This is a genomic window from Kitasatospora sp. NPDC127060, assembly GCF_042724935.1.
GTDB lineage: Bacteria > Actinomycetota > Actinomycetes > Streptomycetales > Streptomycetaceae > Kitasatospora.
This window is the reverse complement of record NZ_JBHXEG010000017.1, coordinates 63,539-80,532: the sequence shown is the minus strand read 5'-3', so window position 1 is coordinate 80,532 and position 16,994 is coordinate 63,539. Positions and strand designations below refer to the sequence as shown.

At 73.2% G+C, this 16,994-nt stretch carries 15 protein-coding genes and 1 pseudogene; 6 read left to right on the top strand and 10 right to left on the bottom strand.

From position 1 onward, the window contains the following. Nucleotides 1-115: 115 nt before the first annotated feature. Entirely contained in the window at nt 116-1,186 is a 1,071-nt protein-coding gene (locus ACFWIS_RS13015) for a phosphatidylinositol-specific phospholipase C domain-containing protein (RefSeq protein ID WP_380459452.1), read from the bottom strand. Between the two features lie 276 nt (nt 1,187-1,462). On the opposite strand from ACFWIS_RS13015, the gene ACFWIS_RS13010 reads away from it, so the two are divergent. Next, nucleotides 1,463-2,116 carry a dihydrofolate reductase family protein gene (locus ACFWIS_RS13010; RefSeq protein ID WP_380459450.1) on the top strand — a complete coding sequence of 218 codons (654 nt, stop codon included), beginning with the start codon at nt 1,463-1,465 and terminating at the stop codon, nt 2,114-2,116. An 80-nt stretch (nt 2,117-2,196) separates the two neighbouring features. Here the strand turns inward: ACFWIS_RS13010 and ACFWIS_RS13005 are convergent, their stop codons facing one another. Beyond that, nucleotides 2,197-3,075, bottom strand: coding sequence for a geranyl diphosphate 2-C-methyltransferase (locus tag ACFWIS_RS13005; RefSeq protein WP_380459448.1), 879 nt, complete (start codon nt 3,073-3,075; stop codon nt 2,197-2,199). Between the two features lie 63 nt (nt 3,076-3,138). Continuing rightward, nucleotides 3,139-4,511 (bottom strand): annotated as a pseudogene (locus ACFWIS_RS13000) (family 2 encapsulin nanocompartment cargo protein terpene cyclase). Nucleotides 4,512-4,885: 374 nt separating this feature from the next. Between ACFWIS_RS13000 and ACFWIS_RS12995 the strand changes: the two are divergent. Beyond that, nucleotides 4,886-6,211, top strand: coding sequence for a radical SAM protein (locus ACFWIS_RS12995; RefSeq protein ID WP_380459446.1), 1,326 nt, complete (start codon nt 4,886-4,888; stop codon nt 6,209-6,211). Here the strand turns inward: ACFWIS_RS12995 and ACFWIS_RS12990 are convergent. Further along, nucleotides 6,189-7,016: a thioesterase family protein gene (locus ACFWIS_RS12990; protein WP_380459444.1), complete on the bottom strand. Its 828-nt coding sequence runs from the start codon at nt 7,014-7,016 to the stop codon at nt 6,189-6,191. The two genes, ACFWIS_RS12995 and ACFWIS_RS12990, sit on opposite strands and share 23 nt — an antisense overlap. 285 nt (nt 7,017-7,301) lie before the next feature. After that, on the bottom strand, nt 7,302-8,279 hold the full coding sequence (sph, locus tag ACFWIS_RS12985; RefSeq protein ID WP_380459443.1) for a sphingomyelin phosphodiesterase: 978 nt from the start codon (nt 8,277-8,279) through the stop codon (nt 7,302-7,304). Nucleotides 8,280-8,597: 318 nt separating this feature from the next. Between sph and ACFWIS_RS12980 the strand changes: the two genes are divergently transcribed. Further along, nucleotides 8,598-10,145, top strand: coding sequence for a Na+/H+ antiporter (locus tag ACFWIS_RS12980; protein WP_380459441.1), 1,548 nt, complete (start codon nt 8,598-8,600; stop codon nt 10,143-10,145). Between the two features lie 40 nt (nt 10,146-10,185). Here the strand turns inward: ACFWIS_RS12980 and ACFWIS_RS12975 are convergent, their stop codons facing one another. Then, nucleotides 10,186-10,614, bottom strand: coding sequence for a DUF3592 domain-containing protein (locus tag ACFWIS_RS12975; protein ID WP_380459439.1), 429 nt, complete (start codon nt 10,612-10,614; stop codon nt 10,186-10,188). A gap of 142 nt (nt 10,615-10,756) precedes the next feature. Here ACFWIS_RS12975 and ACFWIS_RS12970 point away from each other — a divergent pair, with 142 nt between their 5' ends. Further along, nucleotides 10,757-11,443 carry a hypothetical protein gene (locus ACFWIS_RS12970; RefSeq protein WP_380459438.1) on the top strand — a complete coding sequence of 229 codons (687 nt, stop codon included), beginning with the start codon at nt 10,757-10,759 and terminating at the stop codon, nt 11,441-11,443. A gap of 94 nt (nt 11,444-11,537) precedes the next feature. Beyond that, nucleotides 11,538-12,122 (top strand): hypothetical protein, encoded by a 585-nt coding sequence (locus ACFWIS_RS12965; RefSeq protein WP_380459436.1) that lies wholly within the window; start codon nt 11,538-11,540, stop codon nt 12,120-12,122. Between the two features lie 79 nt (nt 12,123-12,201). Here ACFWIS_RS12965 and ACFWIS_RS12960 read toward each other — a convergent pair whose 3' ends face one another. Continuing rightward, the gene (locus ACFWIS_RS12960; RefSeq protein ID WP_380459435.1) at nt 12,202-13,083 is read right to left on the bottom strand and encodes a winged helix-turn-helix transcriptional regulator; all 882 of its coding nucleotides are present in this window, start codon (nt 13,081-13,083) and stop codon (nt 12,202-12,204) included. A 71-nt stretch (nt 13,084-13,154) separates the two neighbouring features. Between ACFWIS_RS12960 and ACFWIS_RS12955 the strand changes: the two genes are divergently transcribed. Next, entirely contained in the window at nt 13,155-14,444 is a 1,290-nt protein-coding gene (locus ACFWIS_RS12955; protein WP_380459433.1) for an MFS transporter, read from the top strand. A 413-nt stretch (nt 14,445-14,857) separates the two neighbouring features. Here the strand turns inward: ACFWIS_RS12955 and ACFWIS_RS12950 are convergent, their stop codons facing one another. The 3 genes from ACFWIS_RS12950 to ACFWIS_RS12940 form a co-directional block, all read right to left on the bottom strand. Next, nucleotides 14,858-15,568 (bottom strand): YrzE family protein, encoded by a 711-nt coding sequence (locus tag ACFWIS_RS12950; RefSeq protein WP_380459431.1) that lies wholly within the window; start codon nt 15,566-15,568, stop codon nt 14,858-14,860. A 243-nt stretch (nt 15,569-15,811) separates the two neighbouring features. Further along, entirely contained in the window at nt 15,812-16,606 is a 795-nt protein-coding gene (locus tag ACFWIS_RS12945; protein ID WP_380464154.1) for a hypothetical protein, read from the bottom strand. A 231-nt stretch (nt 16,607-16,837) separates the two neighbouring features. After that, a complete protein-coding gene (locus ACFWIS_RS12940; protein ID WP_380523847.1) occupies nt 16,838-16,960 on the bottom strand; it encodes a hypothetical protein in 123 nt (40 codons plus the stop codon). Between the last annotated feature and the right edge of the window lie 34 nt (nt 16,961-16,994).

Sequence of the window (16,994 nt, the reverse complement as noted above, 5' to 3'; positions counted from 1 at the left end):
ACCGCCGCCGCGCGGCCGCCGTCGCCCGGCTCGTCGCGGTCGAGGACGGCGCCGGCGCCGTCCTCGACCACATCGACCGGCTCAGCAGCTGAGGCCCCGGTCGCGGAGCGGGGCCTCAGCCCCGGGTGAGGACCAGGGACTGCACCGCCGGGAGCTTGCGCCAGTCGCTGGAGACGATGCTGGCGTGCGCCCGGGCCAGCTGCTCGGTGCGGGCGCGGGCCTGGTCGACGGTCGGGTCGGTGGCGCTGATCTGCGGCGCGACGTTCTGGGCGTCGGTCATCACCAGCAGGTAGTGGGAGCGGTCGTACCAGGCGGTGTCGACGCCGTTGAGGTAGGTGGCCGCGTCACCGTCGAAGACCACGAACCAGGGGCGGATGGCCGCGTCCGCGCCGGTGTAATTGGTCCGCGGGTCGCCGCCGGTCGCGCCGTGCACGGCCGGGAACAGCTGGGCCTGGCCGAGCCGGCCCGCCGCGGCCAGGTCGCGCAGGTGCCGGCCGTACTCGACGTCGGTGTGCAGGGTGTCGAAGGGGTTGTTCTCCTCGACCGTGCCCGGGATCGCGTAGAGCAGCACCCGCCCGGCGAGCGCGGAGCGGCTCGGCCAGTTGCCCGCCCGGACCGCCTCGTCGACGCTGGCGTAGCTGCCGCCGCCGGGCTTGGCCAGCACGTCGGCCGGGCGCAGCACCGCGCTGCCGAGGTGGGCGGCGATCAGCGCGTCGAGCTGGTCCGGGCCCATCCCGAGGTTGGCGGCGAAGCCGCCCTTCAGCTCCAGCTTGACGACCAGCGGCCCGGCGCCCGGGTGGGCGCCGAGCCAGACCCGGACGTCGTCGAGGCAGTGCTCCAGGTTCTTGTTGGTGCCGCCGCCGTAGAGCTGGGCCGGGGTGTCGGCGGCGGTGCAGTTGTTGGAGTTGCCGAGCGGGTTGGAGTGGCTGACCTTCCACTCCTTGGTGACGACGTCGGTCCAGAGGTCGAGTTCGATCATGCCGGTGCCGGTGTCCAGGCTCTGGGCGAGGTACTGGTAGGCGGCCGGGTCGTAGGTGTTGTGCAGGCCGACGGTGGTGGCCGAGCCGAACGGCAGGTCGCCGGCGCCGGTGTCGGCGGCGGCGGGGGCCGCGGTGGGCAGCAGGGATGCGGCGGTGGCGAGCAGGCCGGCGGCCAGCAGGCCCGCCAGGGTACGGCGTACGGTCATCGGAATCGTCCCCCCGGGGTCGGTCGCGGCGGCCGCCGGTGCGGGCCGCCGGAGGCAGCATCGCCGGACGGGGCGTGCACCTCGTGAAGAAGGCACGACAATAGCGTGACGGCTTCGCCACCTCCGCCCCGGCCTCCCCCTTCCGCTCCGCCCCGCGGCACGCCACGCCCCGGGCGTGACGGAGCATCAGGATTGTCGGCCCCCAGCGCTACCGTGGCCCGCGAGCGGGCGGCCGCGGGCGGCCGTCCGAGAGCCACGAGCAGCGGAGGCAGCACCATGTCCCTGGTCCGGGTCCACAACTTCTCGATCTCCCTCGACGGCTACGGCACCGGCGAGGGGCAGAGCCTGGAACAGCCCTTCGGGCACGCGACCGACCGGCTGCACCGCTGGTTCTTCGGCACCCGCACCTTCCGCCGGATGCACGGCCAGGAGGGCGGCAGCACCGGGGTGGACGACGCGATGGCCCGCGCCTGGGGCGACGGCATCGGCGTGGAGATCATGGGCCGCAACAAGTTCGGCCCACAGCGCGGCCCGTGGGAGAACGAGGACTGGCGGGGCTGGTGGGGGCCGAACCCGCCGTTCCACACCCCGGTCTTCGTGCTCACCCACCACTCGCGCCCGAGCGTGGAGATGGAGGGCGGGACGGTCTTCCACTTCATCGACGCCACCCCCGAGGAGGCGCTGCGGCAGGCCCGGGAAGCGGCCGGCGGGCAGGACGTGCGGCTGGGCGGCGGCCCGAGCATGATCCGGGCCTTCCTGGAGGCCGACCTGGTCGACCACCTGCACGTGGTCGTGGTGCCGGTCGTGCTCGGGCGGGGCGAGTCGCTCTGGGCCGGGCTGGAGGACCTGGAGCGGCGCTTCGACACCGAGGTGGTGAGCAGCCCGAGCGGGGTCACCCACATCACCTTCACCCGCCCCGCCGCGGTGTAGCCGAGCGGACGACAGCCGACGGCCGACGGGCGGCCTCCCCGCGCCACTGTGGGGAGGCCGCCCGTCGGTCCGGCGCCGGGTCAGACCCGGTCGGCCGCGATCAGCACGTACTGGAAGGAACCGTCCTTGTAGGACTCGATGAACGCCTCCTCGATGCCGGTGACCAGCGAGGTGGTGTTCCGCAGCTCCCAGTAGGGCAGGGTGTCCGGGGTGAGGTCGATGACGGCCTGGGGCACCAGGCGGTTGTCGGCCATCGCCCGCAGGTACTCGCGGCGGGAGTGGATGTTGCACTCGAAGTGGGCGTTGATCTGCGAGACCCACTTCGACGGCTGGCCGTACTTCGGGTTCCAGCAGCCGGTGATGGTCACGTACCGGCCGCCGACCGCCAGCACCCGGGAGTGCTCGGCGAACAGGTCGTGCAGGTCGACGTACATGCTGGACTCGTTGTTCCAGGAGCCCATCACCGAGCCGTTCTCCAGCGGCATGTCCAGCATGTTGGCGACCCGGGAGCGGACGAAGTCCCCGATGCCCAGCTCGGCGGCGCGCTTGTTGCCGAAGTCGGCCTGCTGGGTGGAGAGGGTCAGGCCCTCGACCCGGCAGCCGAAGCGCTGGTGGGCCATGACCATCGAGCCGCCGCGGCCGCAGCCGGCGTCGAGCAGGGTGTGCTCGGCCTCGATGCCGCCGAGGTGGTCGAGCAGGACGTCGGCCTGGGCGGACTCCAGGCGGTGCAGCTCGGCGATGACCTTCTTCTCGCGCTCACTGTCCGCCGGGTCTCCGATCGCCGCCTGGTCGATCTCACCGATGCCGTAGTGGTGGTGGTACAGGCCGTCGACGTCGCCCAGGCGCAGGTTCACCGGGCGGGCCTCGTTGTTCCAGTAACGCGCGATGTCGCTCTGGTACGGAGTCGCCGGGCCGGGGATGGCGCTGCGGGGGGTGGTGAGGTCGTCGGTCAGGGACATGTGGGTCAACTCCAGTGTTGTCAGGGTTGGTTATCGGAAAACGGGCGACTGCCGACCGGCGCGTTACCAGAAGTCGGGCAGGCTGTAGCGGTGGGTGTTGGTCTGGTGCCAGTAGTGGTTGCCGTCGAGCCAGGCGGCCACCCCGCGCAGGAACCTCACGAGCGTCGGCACCGGGCAGGCGACGGCCAGCGCGGCGGACTCGGCCTCGAAGGCGTGCATCAGCTCGTTGTGCACCTCGACGGCCTTCAGGTAGCCCTCCTGGCGCGAGACGCCCTCGCGTTCGGAGATCACCACCGGCAGGTTCAGGTGGAGCCCCGGGCTGGCCAGCTCCTTGGTGTACGAGTACAGGTCGTTGACGATCGTGGTGGCGTTGCCGGCCAGCGCGATGATCCGCTGCAGGGCGGGCAGTGCGTGCAGTTCGACGGGCAGTTCGTAGCCGCCGACGGTGTCGGTGATCGTCGGGCAGGGGCGGAAGTTGTTGAACTGGCGCATCGCCAGGTACTCCCACACCTCCGGGACGGTCTCGGTCTCGGCCCACGCCGCCTCGGCCAGGTACCCCAGGTGCAGCCGCGCCATGTCGTGCCGGAAGCGGTCGGCCTGAGAGGGCGTGGAGGCACGGACGAAGTAGTCCATCGCCGAGCGGTACGAGCGCCGGGGCGCGTCCTCCGAGAGCGAGGCCTCCCAGGCCGGCTGGTACTCGGCGGTGGTGTGCAGCGGGTCCAGCGCGGTGTGCGCGAGCAGCAGGCGGCTGCCCAGACCGACCGGCGAGCCGCCGAGGTCCTCGCAGTAGCAGTCGTCCACCGCGTTCTCGGCGACCATCAGCCGGGCCGCGAGCATCAGGTGGTCGACGCTCGGCGCGTCCGGGTGGCAGGCCACCATGTAGCGGCCGGTGGAGAAGCCGTCGAAGTCCTTTTCCCACTCCGGCGGGTAGAGCTCGATCTCGTCGATCGCCCAGGCCTTGATCTTGAGGCTGAGCGTCTCCACTCGGACGGGGTCGGGCTCGGCGATCGGGTGGTGGTAGAGGCCGGGGATGGGGTCGCCGAGCTTGGGCTTCCCGCCGCTCGGCGCCGCGGCCGGTGCCCCGAAGGCCAGGCCGGGGCCGGACGGCAGGGTGGGAACGGACGGCAGGCGGACATCGGGGAGCAGGACTTCGAACGCCTCGGCCACGGCCTCCGGCGCGACGGCCGACACCGCGCCGACCAGTGCCGCCTCGGCCTCCGGGGCGTCGGCGGCCGGGGCCTCGACCGGAGCCGTGACCTCGGGGGCCGAGGCCTCCGGTGCCACGGCCTCCGGCGTCGGCGGCCTCAACTGCAGCCCGGCGGTGCCCAGTCCGGTGGGTCCGCCGAGGATCCGCTCGATCGCCGGGGAGCTCATGAGCCCACCGCCGGGGCGTGGACGGGCCCGGGTGGTGTGTCCATTCGGGTGCGCAGGGGCATGGAGCCTCCTCTGAGAGGGATCGCATGATGTGACGGGTCGTCATCCCGCCTGCCGCGAAGGGGAACTCCACGCCGCGGGCCCCGTCTCGCTCGCTGACCAACGGTAGGCGCGAAAGCCCGTTCCGGATCACAACGGACGATCTTCTACACCCGATAGGGTGAACGTTCCGGCTGTCGGCGTTTGCCCGCGCCCCTGTCATGCATCGATCCGGCTCCCACCGGCGTCAACCTGTCGACCACCGCCCGTGTCCCGCTCCACCTGGCGGCCGGAGCGCCCGGCCATCGAGCGGGCCGGTGTCCGGCCGTGCGCGTAAGAGGGAGAAGAATGGGCCGGGCGCCGTGAGAGGAACGCGGCCAGGAAGGAAGACCAGCGCATGGAGAGCCAGGCCCGCAGCCGTACCGCCCTCGTCGAGGACCTCATGGAGTGCTTCCCCGACGTGCCCCGGGAGGCGGTGATCAAGGAGGACCTGCTGCGCGGCGGCATGGCCTTCGACGAGTCCGCCCTCAGTGGCAGCACCGGCGCCGACGGGGGCGGCGAGGTCAAGCCGAAGTCCTACTTCATCTTCTCCTTCGACCACCGCACCCTGCCCGAGCTGGGCGCGGCCGCACTGAACCGGCCGCCGGAGGAGGTGGTGCTGACCGGCGGGCCGTACGGGCTGCGCCGCACGGTGGTGTCGGTGCGGGTCAACCCGGACTCGCCGTACCGCGTCGGCGCGGGCGAGGACGGCGCGCTCGGGCTCTACCTGGACGGTGCGCGGATCGCCGACGTCGGCCTGCCGCCGATGCCGGACTACTACCGGCACACCCTGGCCAACGGGAAGTCGGTGATGGAGGTCGCCCCGACCATCCAGTGGGGTTACCTGATCTACCTCACGGTGTTCCGGGTCTGCCAGTACTTCGGTGCCAAGGAGGAGTGCCAGTACTGCGACATCAACCACAACTGGCGCCAGCACAAGGCCGCCGGCCGCCCGTACACCGGGGTCAAGCCGGTCGAGGAGGTGCTGGAGGCGCTGGAGATCATCGACCGCCACGACACCGCCCGCGCCTCCCGGGCGTACACCCTCACCGGTGGCGCGATCACCTCGCAGGTCGGCGGCCGGGACGAGGCCGACTTCTACGGGCAGTACGCCAAGGCCATCGAGGAGCACTTCCCGGACCGCTGGATCGGCAAGGTGGTCGCCCAGGCGCTGCCGCGCGACGACGTCCAGCGCTTCCGCGACTACGGTGTGAAGATCTACCACCCCAACTTCGAGGTGTGGGACAAGCGGCTGTTCGAGCTCTACTGCCCCGGCAAGGAGCGCTACGTCGGCCGGGACGAGTGGCACCGCCGGATCCTGGACTCCACCGAGGTGTTCGGCGCCGAGAACGTGATCCCCAACTTCGTTGCGGGCGTGGAGATGGCCGAGCCCTTCGGTTTCACCACGGTCGACGAGGCGATCGCCTCCACCCGGGAGGGACTGCGCTTCTTCATGTCCCACGGCGTGGTGCCGCGCTTCACCACCTGGTGCCCCGAGCCCACCACCCCGCTGGGCAAGGCCAACCCGCAGGGCGCGCCGCTGGAGTACCACATCCGGCTGCTGCAGACCTACCGGACCACCCTGGAGGAGTTCGGCCTCTCCTCCCCGCCCGGCTACGGGCCGGCCGGTCCCGGCAAGGCGGTGTTCTCGGTCAGCTCCTTCATGGACTCGCTGCCGGGCTGAGCCGTGTCCCGGCCAACGGGCGGACGGTGAGGATCTGCTCGGCCCGGCCCACTGGCCCGTGGACGTCGTGCAGCACCGTGCTGGTGACGCCGTGCCCGGCCGGGCCGAAGCTGACGCCGGTGTCCAGGCCGGTCCAGCCGCCGCCGGGGCGGCGGTGGAAGTGGATCGTCAGATCGGTGTTGGGGAACATCCAGGCGGTCGGCTGCTCCCGGACGGCGATGCCGTTGGCGGTGTCGACCAGGGCGATGAAGGCGGCGTGCGGGCCGCTGGGCTCCCCGGCGACCAGCTCCAGCGGAGTCGACAGCCAGGCGGCGGCCCGGCCGGGGGCGGTGGAGCGTCGGCGGACCTCGACCGAGGCGATGTAGCCGCCGGCCCACTGCTCGCTCATCGCCCAGGGCTCGAACTCCTCGGGCGCGGGCAGCCGTTGGTCGTGGGTGCCGGCCACGGCGGTGGTGTCCTGCTCGGCCAGGAACCAGGCCCGGGCCCGTACGACGGCGCGGCCGCCGATCGAGGCCACCGCCTCCACCAGCTCGATGGTGCGGCCGGGGCGGAGGGTCTCCACCGTGATCTCCAGCTCGTCCAGGGCGATCAGGCCGAGTATGTCGTAGCTGATCCGGGCCAGGGCCAGGCCGTCGGCGGGGCGGTCGGCCCGGTGGCGGTCGATCGCGTGGGCGATCAGCCCGCCCACCGGGCTGAAGTGCTGCTCGTCGGGGTGCCAGGCGCCCTGCGCGTGGGCGGTCGGCTTGTAGCGGTGCTCGCCGGTGCGCTGGTAGTAGCTGTCGGGCGCGGCGGTGGGGGTGGTCAAGGTGCGCTTCTCCTCGGGCCGGATCACTGGTGGTGCCGAAGGGGCGCCGGCCTCGGCGTGACCGGCGTCCGCGATCACGATCGTAGGAGCCCGAACCGCCCCGGTAGCTGTGATGCGCCCCACACCCGCCCCCCCACATCCGCCCCGCACCCGCCTACCGCCGTCCGCGGCGGGCCGGCGGCTTGCCGACCGGCGGCGGCTGGTGTGCGATCTCCCGGTGCCGACGTGGTGCGGCCCGTCCGGCGGACCGGCCCCGGCGCACCGCCCGAGGTCAGGTCACCCGGCTCAGTGCGCGGTGAGCGGGTAGTGGTCGGAGAGGTCGGTGTAGGTGTAGCGCTTGCCCCAGCTGCTGACCGTCCAGGGCGCGCTGTGCACCCGCAGCACCTCGTTGGTGTACTCCTGGGGGCGGGCGTGGTCGGCGCGGTAGAGCACGTGGTCGAGGTCCTCCTTCGGCTCGCCCGGGTAGCGGTAGGCGGCGACGGAGTTGTCGGCGGTGTCGAAGGAGTACGGCCAGCCGGTGCGGGCGGAGGCCGGGGCGAGGTTGCCGTTCTCCAGCAGGGCCTGGTACTCGGTGCCGTGGAAGTCGATGTTGAGGTCCCCGGCGAGGAGGACCGGCTCGTTCGCCGGGATCCGCTTGGCGTCCAGGAAGGCCCGCATGGCGCCGAGTTGCTTGGCCCGGACGGCGGCCGCCTGGCCACCGGCGCAGCCGGAGTCGGTGGACTGCAGGTGGGTGCCGACCACGTGGGTGCGGCGGCCGTTGACGTCCAGGACGGCGTACGCGAAGCCCTTGTTGGACCAGGAGTCGGAGCCGCAGGAATCCTTGTAGACGTACTGCTCCCGGTGCAGGATCGGCCACTTGCTGAGTACGGTGACGCCGCCGTCCTCGGGGGTGGTGGAGCTGTAGCTGCCGGAGGTGGCGTCCCAGCCGCCGGTGGAGCGGCCGACCACGGGGGTGTGGTACGGGTAGGCGGCCGAGGCCCGGGCGATCAGGGCGTCGGAGGCGGCGTTGTCGAAGGCCTCCTCCAGCACGACCACGTCGTGGCCCTGGAAGAAGTCCGCCGTGGCGATCGCCTGGGCACGGTGCTGCTGGCCCCAGTTGGGGTAGAGCGCGGTGCTCATCAGGAAGGTGTTGTAGGTCAGGACGTCCAGCGGCGGCGCGGTGACCGGGGCGCTCTCGGCGGCGGCCGGGGTGGTGCCGAGGGCGGCGAGCACGGTGGCAGCTGCTCCGGCGGCGAGGGCGCGGCGCGGGGACGGCAGGGGCATCGGGGCTCCGTAGCGGGTGTCGTGGGCCCGGCGGGTTGCGGGATGTCGTGTATCCAACTTCCGTGCGTGCACGGTCCGCAAGACTTCCGGCGAGTATCCGGTGAACAAGTTCGGAACAGGACGACCCCTCGGTGGCGGGGGTCGCGGGCCGTCCCTGACCTGCGGTCAGCGGGTCGGTGGCGGCCGATATTCTGCCGGACCCCGCAAAAGGACCGATAAGATGACCAGCGGTGTGCCGGGAAGTCTGGTCGGCTCGGGGGACGACTGCGGCGATCGGGCTTCGGCGACCTCGAAGGTTGCGATGGGTCGTTTCTGCAGATGCACACCGTGGGGATCGTTCTCGTCCTGGTCGTCCTGGCCACCAGCGTGGCCACCTTCGCCCGCCGATGGCGGGTGCCCGCCCCCTCCTTGCTGGTGCTGGCCGGGCTCGGCGTCGCGCTCGTCCCCGGGGTGCCCGCGCTGCACGTGCCGCCGCAGATCATCGGCGCGGTGGTACTGCCGCCGCTGCTCTACTCCTCCGCCGAGGAGCTGTCGCTGCGCGATCTGCGCACGGTGTGGCGGCCGGTCACCATCCTCTCCTTCGGCCTGGTCTTCGCCTCCGCCGCGGCCGTCGGCTTCGTGGCCGTCGCCGTCGCCGGGCTGCCGCCAGCGATGGCCTTCGTGCTCGGCGCGGTGCTCTCCAGCACCGACCCGGTCGCGGTCACCGCGCTCGGGCGCCGACTCGCGCTGCCCGGGCGGGTCCAGGTGCTGGTCCAGGCCGAGAGCCTGTTCAACGACGCCACCTCGCTGGTGCTGTTCAAGGTCGCCGTCGGCGTCGCCGTGGCGGCCGGCGGCACGGTCGACCTGCCGGCCGCGGGCGGCGAACTGGTGCTGCTCGGCGGGGGCGGCAGCCTGGTCGGCGCGGCCGTCGCCGGTCTGGTCTGGCTGCTGCGCCGCCGCACCACCGACCCGGTGCTGGAGACCGTGATAGCCCTGGTCACCCCGTACGCGGCCTATGTGCTGGCGGAGTCCGCGCACACCTCGGGCGTCACCTCGGTGGTGATCGCCGGGGTGCTGCTCGGCCGCTCCGGCCACCGGCTGACCGACGCCCGGATCCGGCTCCAGCTGCACGCCGTGTACGCGGTGGTGGTGTTCCTGCTGGAGAGCGTCGTCTTCTCGATCGTCGGCCTGGAACTGCCCACCCTCGTCCGGGAGCTGCCGGCCGCCACCGGCTGGTGGCCGTTGCAGTCGGCGGCGATCGCCGCGGTACTGATCGCCGTCCGGGTGCTATGGACGCTGCCGCTCACCCGGGCCTTCAAACCCAGCCGGGGGCGGCTGTCCTGGCGGGTCGCCGGGGTGGTCACCTGGGCCGGCACCCGGGGCGTGATGCCGCTGGCCGCCGCGCTGTCCATCCCACTCGCCACCGAGGCCGGCGGCGGGCTCGACGGGCGGCCGCTGGTCCTGGTGCTCACCGTCTCCAACGTCGTGCTCACCCTGGTCGTCCAGGGGCTGACGCTCGCCGCCGTGGTCAACCGCTCCGGGCTCGCCCTCGAACCCGAGCACACCGCGCGCGAGGAGGCGGACGCCCGTGACGCGCTCAACCGCGCCGCCCTGGAGCACGTGGACGGGCTGGCCGAGCTGGAGGCCGTCCCCGAGACCGCCGTCGACCGGGTGCGCCGCGCCCTCACCGCCCGGCTCGACCGCACCCCGGAGGCCCCCGACGGCACCACCGCCGACGGCGCCTACCGCCAGCTCCGGCACGAGGTCATCGCCGTCCAGAACGACCGGCTGCACCGGCTGTACGAGGAGCACCTGATCAGCGACACCACGCTGCGGCTGCTCCAGCGCGACCTCGACCTGGAGCAGGCGGCGCTGGGACGGCCCTGACCTCATAGGGCCGGACAGGGCCTGGCTGTCCGGCGGAGGGTCAGAACATCAGCACCAGCAGGCTCGCCGCACCCAGCGCACAGGCCAGCGAGAGCAGCGCCAGCCCGCACTCCCCCGGGGGCGGCGGGAAACGGCGCACCGGATGGACGGCCAGGCCCCGGCCGGGGCGGGACGGGTGGTACAGCACCGTCACCTCGTCCCCCACCTGGTAGCGGCCGCCCTCCGGGCCCTCGTCGGGCCGCAGCAGTTCGACGGTGCGGCCGTCCGGCAGGCCGAACTCGATCGTCACCCGCCGGCGCTCGTAGCCCTCGGCGGTGGTCTGACACCGCACCTTCCGCACCCGGCCGACCGTGCGGACCCCGTCCCGGCGCAGCGCCCGGGCCGCCCGGCCCGCCGAGGCGAACGCCGCGGCGCACCCGGCCAGGACGGCCGCCCCGACCAACAGGAAGAGATCGAATACCACTCCCACACCGGTCAATGTAGCTACCACGCAACAAAGTTGGGAAGACGGCCGCTCGGTGCCGCAGGTAGGGCGGCACCCCGGTCTTCCGGCCGGCCGGGTCGGCCGTCACACTGTCGCGAGCACGAAGGAACCACCGAACGGGGACACCATGGCCAAGCGTCCGAACAAGAAGCAGAAGAGACCACTCGCCGCGGGGGTCAACAGGCCGACCGGGGCCGCCCGGCGGCGCCCCCGCAAGGACGTACCGCTCTCCCCGCGCACGGTGCGCCGCACCGCTCTCCTGGCCGGGCTACTCGCCCCGCTGCTGATCCTCGGGCTGCTCGCGGTGGCCACCAACCCGGACTACCAGGCGCCCTGCACGATCGTCGCCGTCGTGGTACTGATGGCGGCCGTGATCGGGGTGATGCTGATCCGACCCAGCGGCTGGGTGCTCTGGCCCTCCGTCCTGCTCGGCGTGCTGCTCCTGTCGCTCCCCACCGCCGCCCTGCGCGCCCAGCTGATCGCCCACCGCGGGGTGGACACCCGGGTGGTGATCACCTCGGCCCACAGCAGCAAGGACAAGACCGGCAAGGTCAGCTGGAGCTGCGGCATCCGGCGCGAGGACGGGCAGCCGCTGCCGCACGGCACCATCGAGGGCATCGGCTGCTCCCGCGGCTCCGTCGGCCAGACCACCACCGTGCTGGCCGACCCGGACGGTTGGGCCCCGCCGGCCACCCTGGACGACGACCTCTCCTTCAGTGCCGCCGGGGTCTGGGTAGCGGGCGGGGTGGCCGTCCTCTGGATGGGCCTCACCTTCGGCGCGGCCCATCGGACCCTCCGTGGTCGGAAGGCCTGACCCATGACGGCACGCGAACCCCGACCGGCGGAGCCGACCGGCAGACGCGCGAAACTGCCTGGTGCCCCGTGGCCTGCGGGGATAGCGTGACGCCGTGAACGAACTGGTGTTCCGGGGCAAGGACCTGTTCCGCCCCTCCAAGTCGCACTTCATCGGCGCGATCTGCTTCGCGGTCATCATGGTGTCGGTCGGCGTCCTGCGCTCCGGCCCGGTGTTCATGGCCTGGTCGCTGGCCTCCGTCGTGGTGCTGTTCGTGCCGGTCTACTACAGCTCGTGGCGGGGGTGGAGCCGGGTCGGGCCCGACGGGGTCACCATCTGCTGGGGCTTCGGGGCCGGCCGGACGTACTCCTGGCAGGAGATCCGCTGGGTCGACGTCCGCGAGACCCCGCTCAACAGCGTGGCCGGCAGCGGGGGGACGGCCCGGGCCGCGCGGATCTTCACCACGAGCGGGCGCCGGCGCTCGCTGCCGGGCCTGGCCTGGAGCCCGATGTACCCGGCCGAGGACTTCGACGTGAACGTCGGGCGGGTGCGCGACTGGTGGGAGTCGTGCACCGAGGAGGCGCAGCGCGTCCGGCCGGCGCGGCAGCTCCGGGACCGGCTCACGCCGACGAAGGCGGCGATCATCGCCGTCGTCCTGATCATGGTGGTCGGCTGGTTCGTGATCGCCTCGCGGTACTGACCGCCTTTCACCCCAAGGCAGTTGAACGGGTGCGTCGCCGGTCCGACCGGTGGCGCACCCGTCGTCGTTCGTGCCGCCGTCAGCCCCGCAGGCCGTCCAGCAGCGCGAGGGCGTCCTCGACCGAACCCGCCGGGTCGGCGACGGGGTAGAGCACACCCCGGACGGTACGGCCGGCGTCGAGGACCAGGGTGAGCCGCTTGAGGCGCTCGACGCCGGCGGCGCGGAAGGTGGGCAGCCGCAGCCCGGCGGCCAGTTCGAGTCCGGCGTCGGAGAGCAGCGGGAACGGGAGCCGGGCGTGCTCGGCGAACGCGGCCAGCTGGTCCGGGCGTTGGGTGCTGACGCCGTAGACGGCGGTGTCGCGGGCGGCGAACTCGCCCATCCGGTCGCGGTAGGTGCAGGACTCCAGGGTGCAGCCGGGCGCGCCGGGGATGTCGCCCCAGCCAGGCGGGTGGTCGGCCCCGCCGGGCGCGTAGGCGCCGGGGTAGCAGTACAGCACCGTCCAGGCGTGGTCGGCGGCGACCGGGTCGACCGCGGCGCCGGTGGCGGCGGTGAGTTCCAGGGCGGGCAGCCGGTGGCCGGTGAGGGCCGTGACCCGGCGGGTCTCGGCGGAGTCGGGGGTGCTGGTGGCGGAGAGCGTGCCGTCGCCCAGGACGTAGCGCCCGCCCCAGTCCTGGAGGGCGACCAGCACCGGCAGCAGTCCGCGGCCGCGCTCGGTCAGGTGGTACTCGTAGCGCGGCGGGTGCGGGTGGTAGAGCCGCTTCTCCAGGACGCCGTCGGCGACCAGCGCCTTGAGGCGCTCGGTGAGCACCTTGCGGCTGATGCCGAGCGCGTTCTGCAGGGCGTCGAACTGGTGGATGCCGCCGGCGACGTCCCTGATCAGGAGCAGGGTCCAGGTGTCCCCGACCACGGTCAGGGCCTGGGAGATCGCGCAGTCGGGGTCAGCCGCTTCCGTGTGCCGCATGATCACCCATTATAGTGAGTTCCCAAAAGGAACTCACTCGGTCTCGCGACCGGTGACGCGAAGGGGTGGACGTGACGACGCAGACGGTGGGCGGCGCGAGAACGACGGACCCGGACGGCGGTCGGGGACGCGGTAGCGGGGCGGGCAGCGGTAGCGGGGCGGCGGCGTTCTGGCGCTACTGGAGCGCCTCCACGGTCAGCCGACTCGGCGACCAGGTGACCACGGTGGCCCTGCCGCTGATGGCGGTCGTCACCCTGCACGCCTCGGCCTTCCAGGTCGGCCTGATCACCGGCGCCGCCTACGTCGCCTGGCTGCTGATCGGCCTCCCCGCCGGCGTGCTCGTCCAGCGGCTCCCGCTGCGCGGCACCCAGGTCGCGATGGACCTGATCCGCGCCGCCGCCGTCGCCTCGGTGCCGCTGGCGGCCGCGCTCGGTGTCCTGGCGCTGCCCCAACTGGTCGTGGTGGCACTGCTGGTGGGCTTCGCCAGCGTCCTGTTCGACGTGGGCAACTCCACCTTCCTGCCCGCCGTCGTCCCCAAGGAGCAGCTGACCGCCCGCAACAGCCTGGTCTCCGGCAGCATCGCCGCCACCGACCTGGCCGGGCCCTCGCTCGGCGGCGTGCTGGTGCAACTGGTCGGCGGCGCGGCCTCGATGCTGCTGGACGCCGTCAGCTACCTGACCTCGGCCGCCCTGCTCGGCAGCCTGCCGCCGGTCGGCCCGCCCGCCGCCCGGCCGACCGGTGGCACCGGGATGCGCGAGCAGATCCGCGAGGGCTGGCGGTTCGTCGCCCGGCACCCGGTGATCCGGCCCTGCGTCGCCGACGCCACCGCGGTGAACTTCGTCTGCGGCGGGCTGATGACGCTCACCCCGGTCTTCCTGATCCGCACCCTCGACGCCCCGGCCGCCGCCGTCGGCGCCCTGATGGCCACCGGCGGGCTCGGCAGCCTGCTCGGTGCCGCCGCCACGCCCCGACTGGTGGCCCGGTTCGGCAGTGCCCGGGCCCTGCGCTGGGCGGCGGCGGTCGCCACCGGCTTCGCCCTGCTGCTCCCGCTCGCCGGGTCCGGCTGGGCCACCCTGGTCTTCGCCCTCGGCAACGCCGGGTTCTCGGCCGGGGTCGTGGTCACCAGCATCGTCACCCGCACCCACCGGCAGACCGAGACGCCCCCGGAGCTGCTGTCCCGGGTGATGGCCACGGTCCGCTTCGTCTCCTGGGGCGCCATCCCGGTCGGCGCCCTGGCCGCCGGCACCGCCGCGGCCGCCTGGGGGCCGCGCACCGCGCTGCTGCTGGTCGCGGTCGTCAGCGTGGCGAGCCCGCTGATCCTGCTGGCCGGTCCGATCCGCCGGATGCGCGAGCTGGCCTGAGGTCGGGCCGGGCCGGCCGCGGGTCCGGCGTCCCGCCCCGGTGGGCACCGTACGGCCGGCACGGTGCCCACCGGGACGGTGGGTCCACGAGGCCCCCTGAAGGTCACCTGGTCGACCGTCCGGAAGGCTCCGTCGGTACCGGTGCCGGTGCCGTGCCGGTGCAGCGGACCTGGAAGCGGGCGGCGCCGGTTCCGGACTGGCCCTACTCGTACAGCCGCCGGAGCCACTCGGCCAGCAGCTGCTGCTCGGCGGCGGTCAGGGCACCCTGCTCGGGCAGGGCGGAAGGCCGACATCGGCCACCGCAACTGGGAACGGCTCACCGCCCGAGGTGTCCGAGGTGTCCGCCCCATCCGAGCCGCCCGCCCCGCCGGGGCTGCCCGCCCCGCCGGAGCTGCCCGCGTCGACCGCCCCGCTCAGAGCCCGCTCGGCCAGGCGTAGTCACTCGGCACGGTGACCGAGGCGTTCTCCGCCGCCGTGCCGTACACCAGGGCGATCTCGTCGTGGGCGTTCAGCCGGATCGCCGCCGGGTCGCCGGCCACCGGCTTGCCGTCGACGTACGCGGTCAGGGTGTGGGTGGCGTCGGTGCGCAGCCCGCCGAGGTGGTCGGCGGAGACGGAGACCTGCCACTCGGTCAGGAACTGGCCCAGGGTGAAGTCGGCGCTCACCGGCGACTCGACGTGGATGACGCCGCTGGGGTCATGGGTGTGCAACGGGCTGATCCGCTGGGCGCCCTCGTCGATGCCGACCAGTGCGGGCACCGTCACCGGCTGCCCGTCGGCGTAGACGTCGAGGTGGGCGTGGATGTGCAGGGCGGTGCCCTCGGCGCCGAGCATCGGCAGCCCGGCCGCCTTGACGGCCGCCGCGACATCGGCGGGCGCGTCCCAGGGCGGCGGGGTGGTGCGGCCCTCGGCGGTCGTCCGGGGGTGGGCCGGGACGCCGCTGGGGCTGGAGGAGCTCTGGTTGGTGGCGATCACGACGGCGATCCCGCCGATCACGACGAGCACCAGCAGGCCGATCAGCCCGCCGACCAGCCATCGCCGGTCCCGGGCGTGCCGGGCCTCCGCGGCCCGGAGTGCCGCGACACGGGCCTTCCGGTCTGAGGGCCCCGGTTTCTGCGCTGACATGGCTGCCGGCCTCCTCGTCCGAGGCGGTTCCTCCCTTCAGCCTCGCAGAGTCGGCCCGACCGGGCGCGCCGAGCCGGGGCCGGCCGCAACTGGTGACCGGACGGCCACCGTCGGTGTCCGGGACGGGCGTTCGGCGCCACCGAAACGGCCTCGGCCCCCACGAAGGGGGCCGAGGCCGGTGGGGCCTGTCGTCGAACTCCCGACTGCGGGAGTTCGAGGACAGGCCCCGGGGAAGGAGCGCGGTCAGCGCTGGCCCGGGTAGCCCTGCTGCCCCGGCTGACCCGGGTAGGGCACGTTCGGTACCTGCGGCGGGTACGGCTGGGCGGGCGGCGGCACCTGGGCACCCGGCTGCGGCGGGTACGGCTGGGCCGGCGGGTAGGCCTGCGGCGCCTGCTGCGGCGGGTACGGCTGACCCTGCTGCGGCGGGTACGGCTGCTGCGCCGCCGGCTGCGGGTACGGCTGCGCCGCCGGCTGTGCACCGAAGCCCGGCTGCTGCTGGATCATCTGCTGGCCGGGCATCGGCTGCCCCATCGGCTGACCGGGCATCGGGTAGCCGGGCATCGGGTAGCCCTGGTTCTGCGGCGTGTCGAAGGGCTGCGAGCTCTCGTCGATCGACCCGGGCGGGAAGGCGGCGCTCAGCTGGTCCATCTCGGCCCGCCAGATGCGGTGGATGTTCAGGCGCACCGGCTTGCTCTCACCCGGCATCTGGAGGTACATCGAGCTCCAGATGCTCGCCCGCTTGACCCGGCTGACCGGGAAGGCGTGCCGCGGGTAGGCCGCGACCACGTCGCCGGGACGGTTGTTCCAGCGGTTGGCCGAGTTGACCACCACGTGGCTGTTGGTGAGCGTCAGGAAGTAGTACCTGCGGGTCAGCACGATGATCAGGCCGACGAGCGGAATCTCACCGAGTGCGGCGGCGAGCCACGGGCTGGGCCCGCTCTCCGCGTGCACGCAGGCTATGAAGGTCTCCCCGGGAGGCGCGACCTGCGCGAGCTTCTCGATGACCTGGGCCTTCTGCTTGGCCCGGAGGAATGCCATGTCTTCTGTACCTCTTACCCCGTCTTGTCCGCCGGCTCGGTGCGGCGGGAAATCGGCTGAGGTTAGCAGGTGGTGATGACACTTCGAACACCAGCGCCGCCGGGGCCGGCGACGCCCCGCCGGGCGGAGGACCGGCGGGGCCGAGTCGGCATACGGAGCATCCGCCGGACAGGCCCTCGCGTTCGCCCCGGGCTCGGCGGCCGGGCGGTCCGGCGCACCGCGACGCGCGGTTCAGTGCACGGTGGTGAGGGTGAAGCCCTCCGGTGCCGAGAGGGTCGAGCCGGGCGTCAGCGTCCCGGTGAAGCTGTCCTTCACCCAGGACGCGCCGAAGGTCGAGGCCCAGGCGTTCAACAAGATGGGGGCCGGGCTTCGAGGACATCAGGGCCAT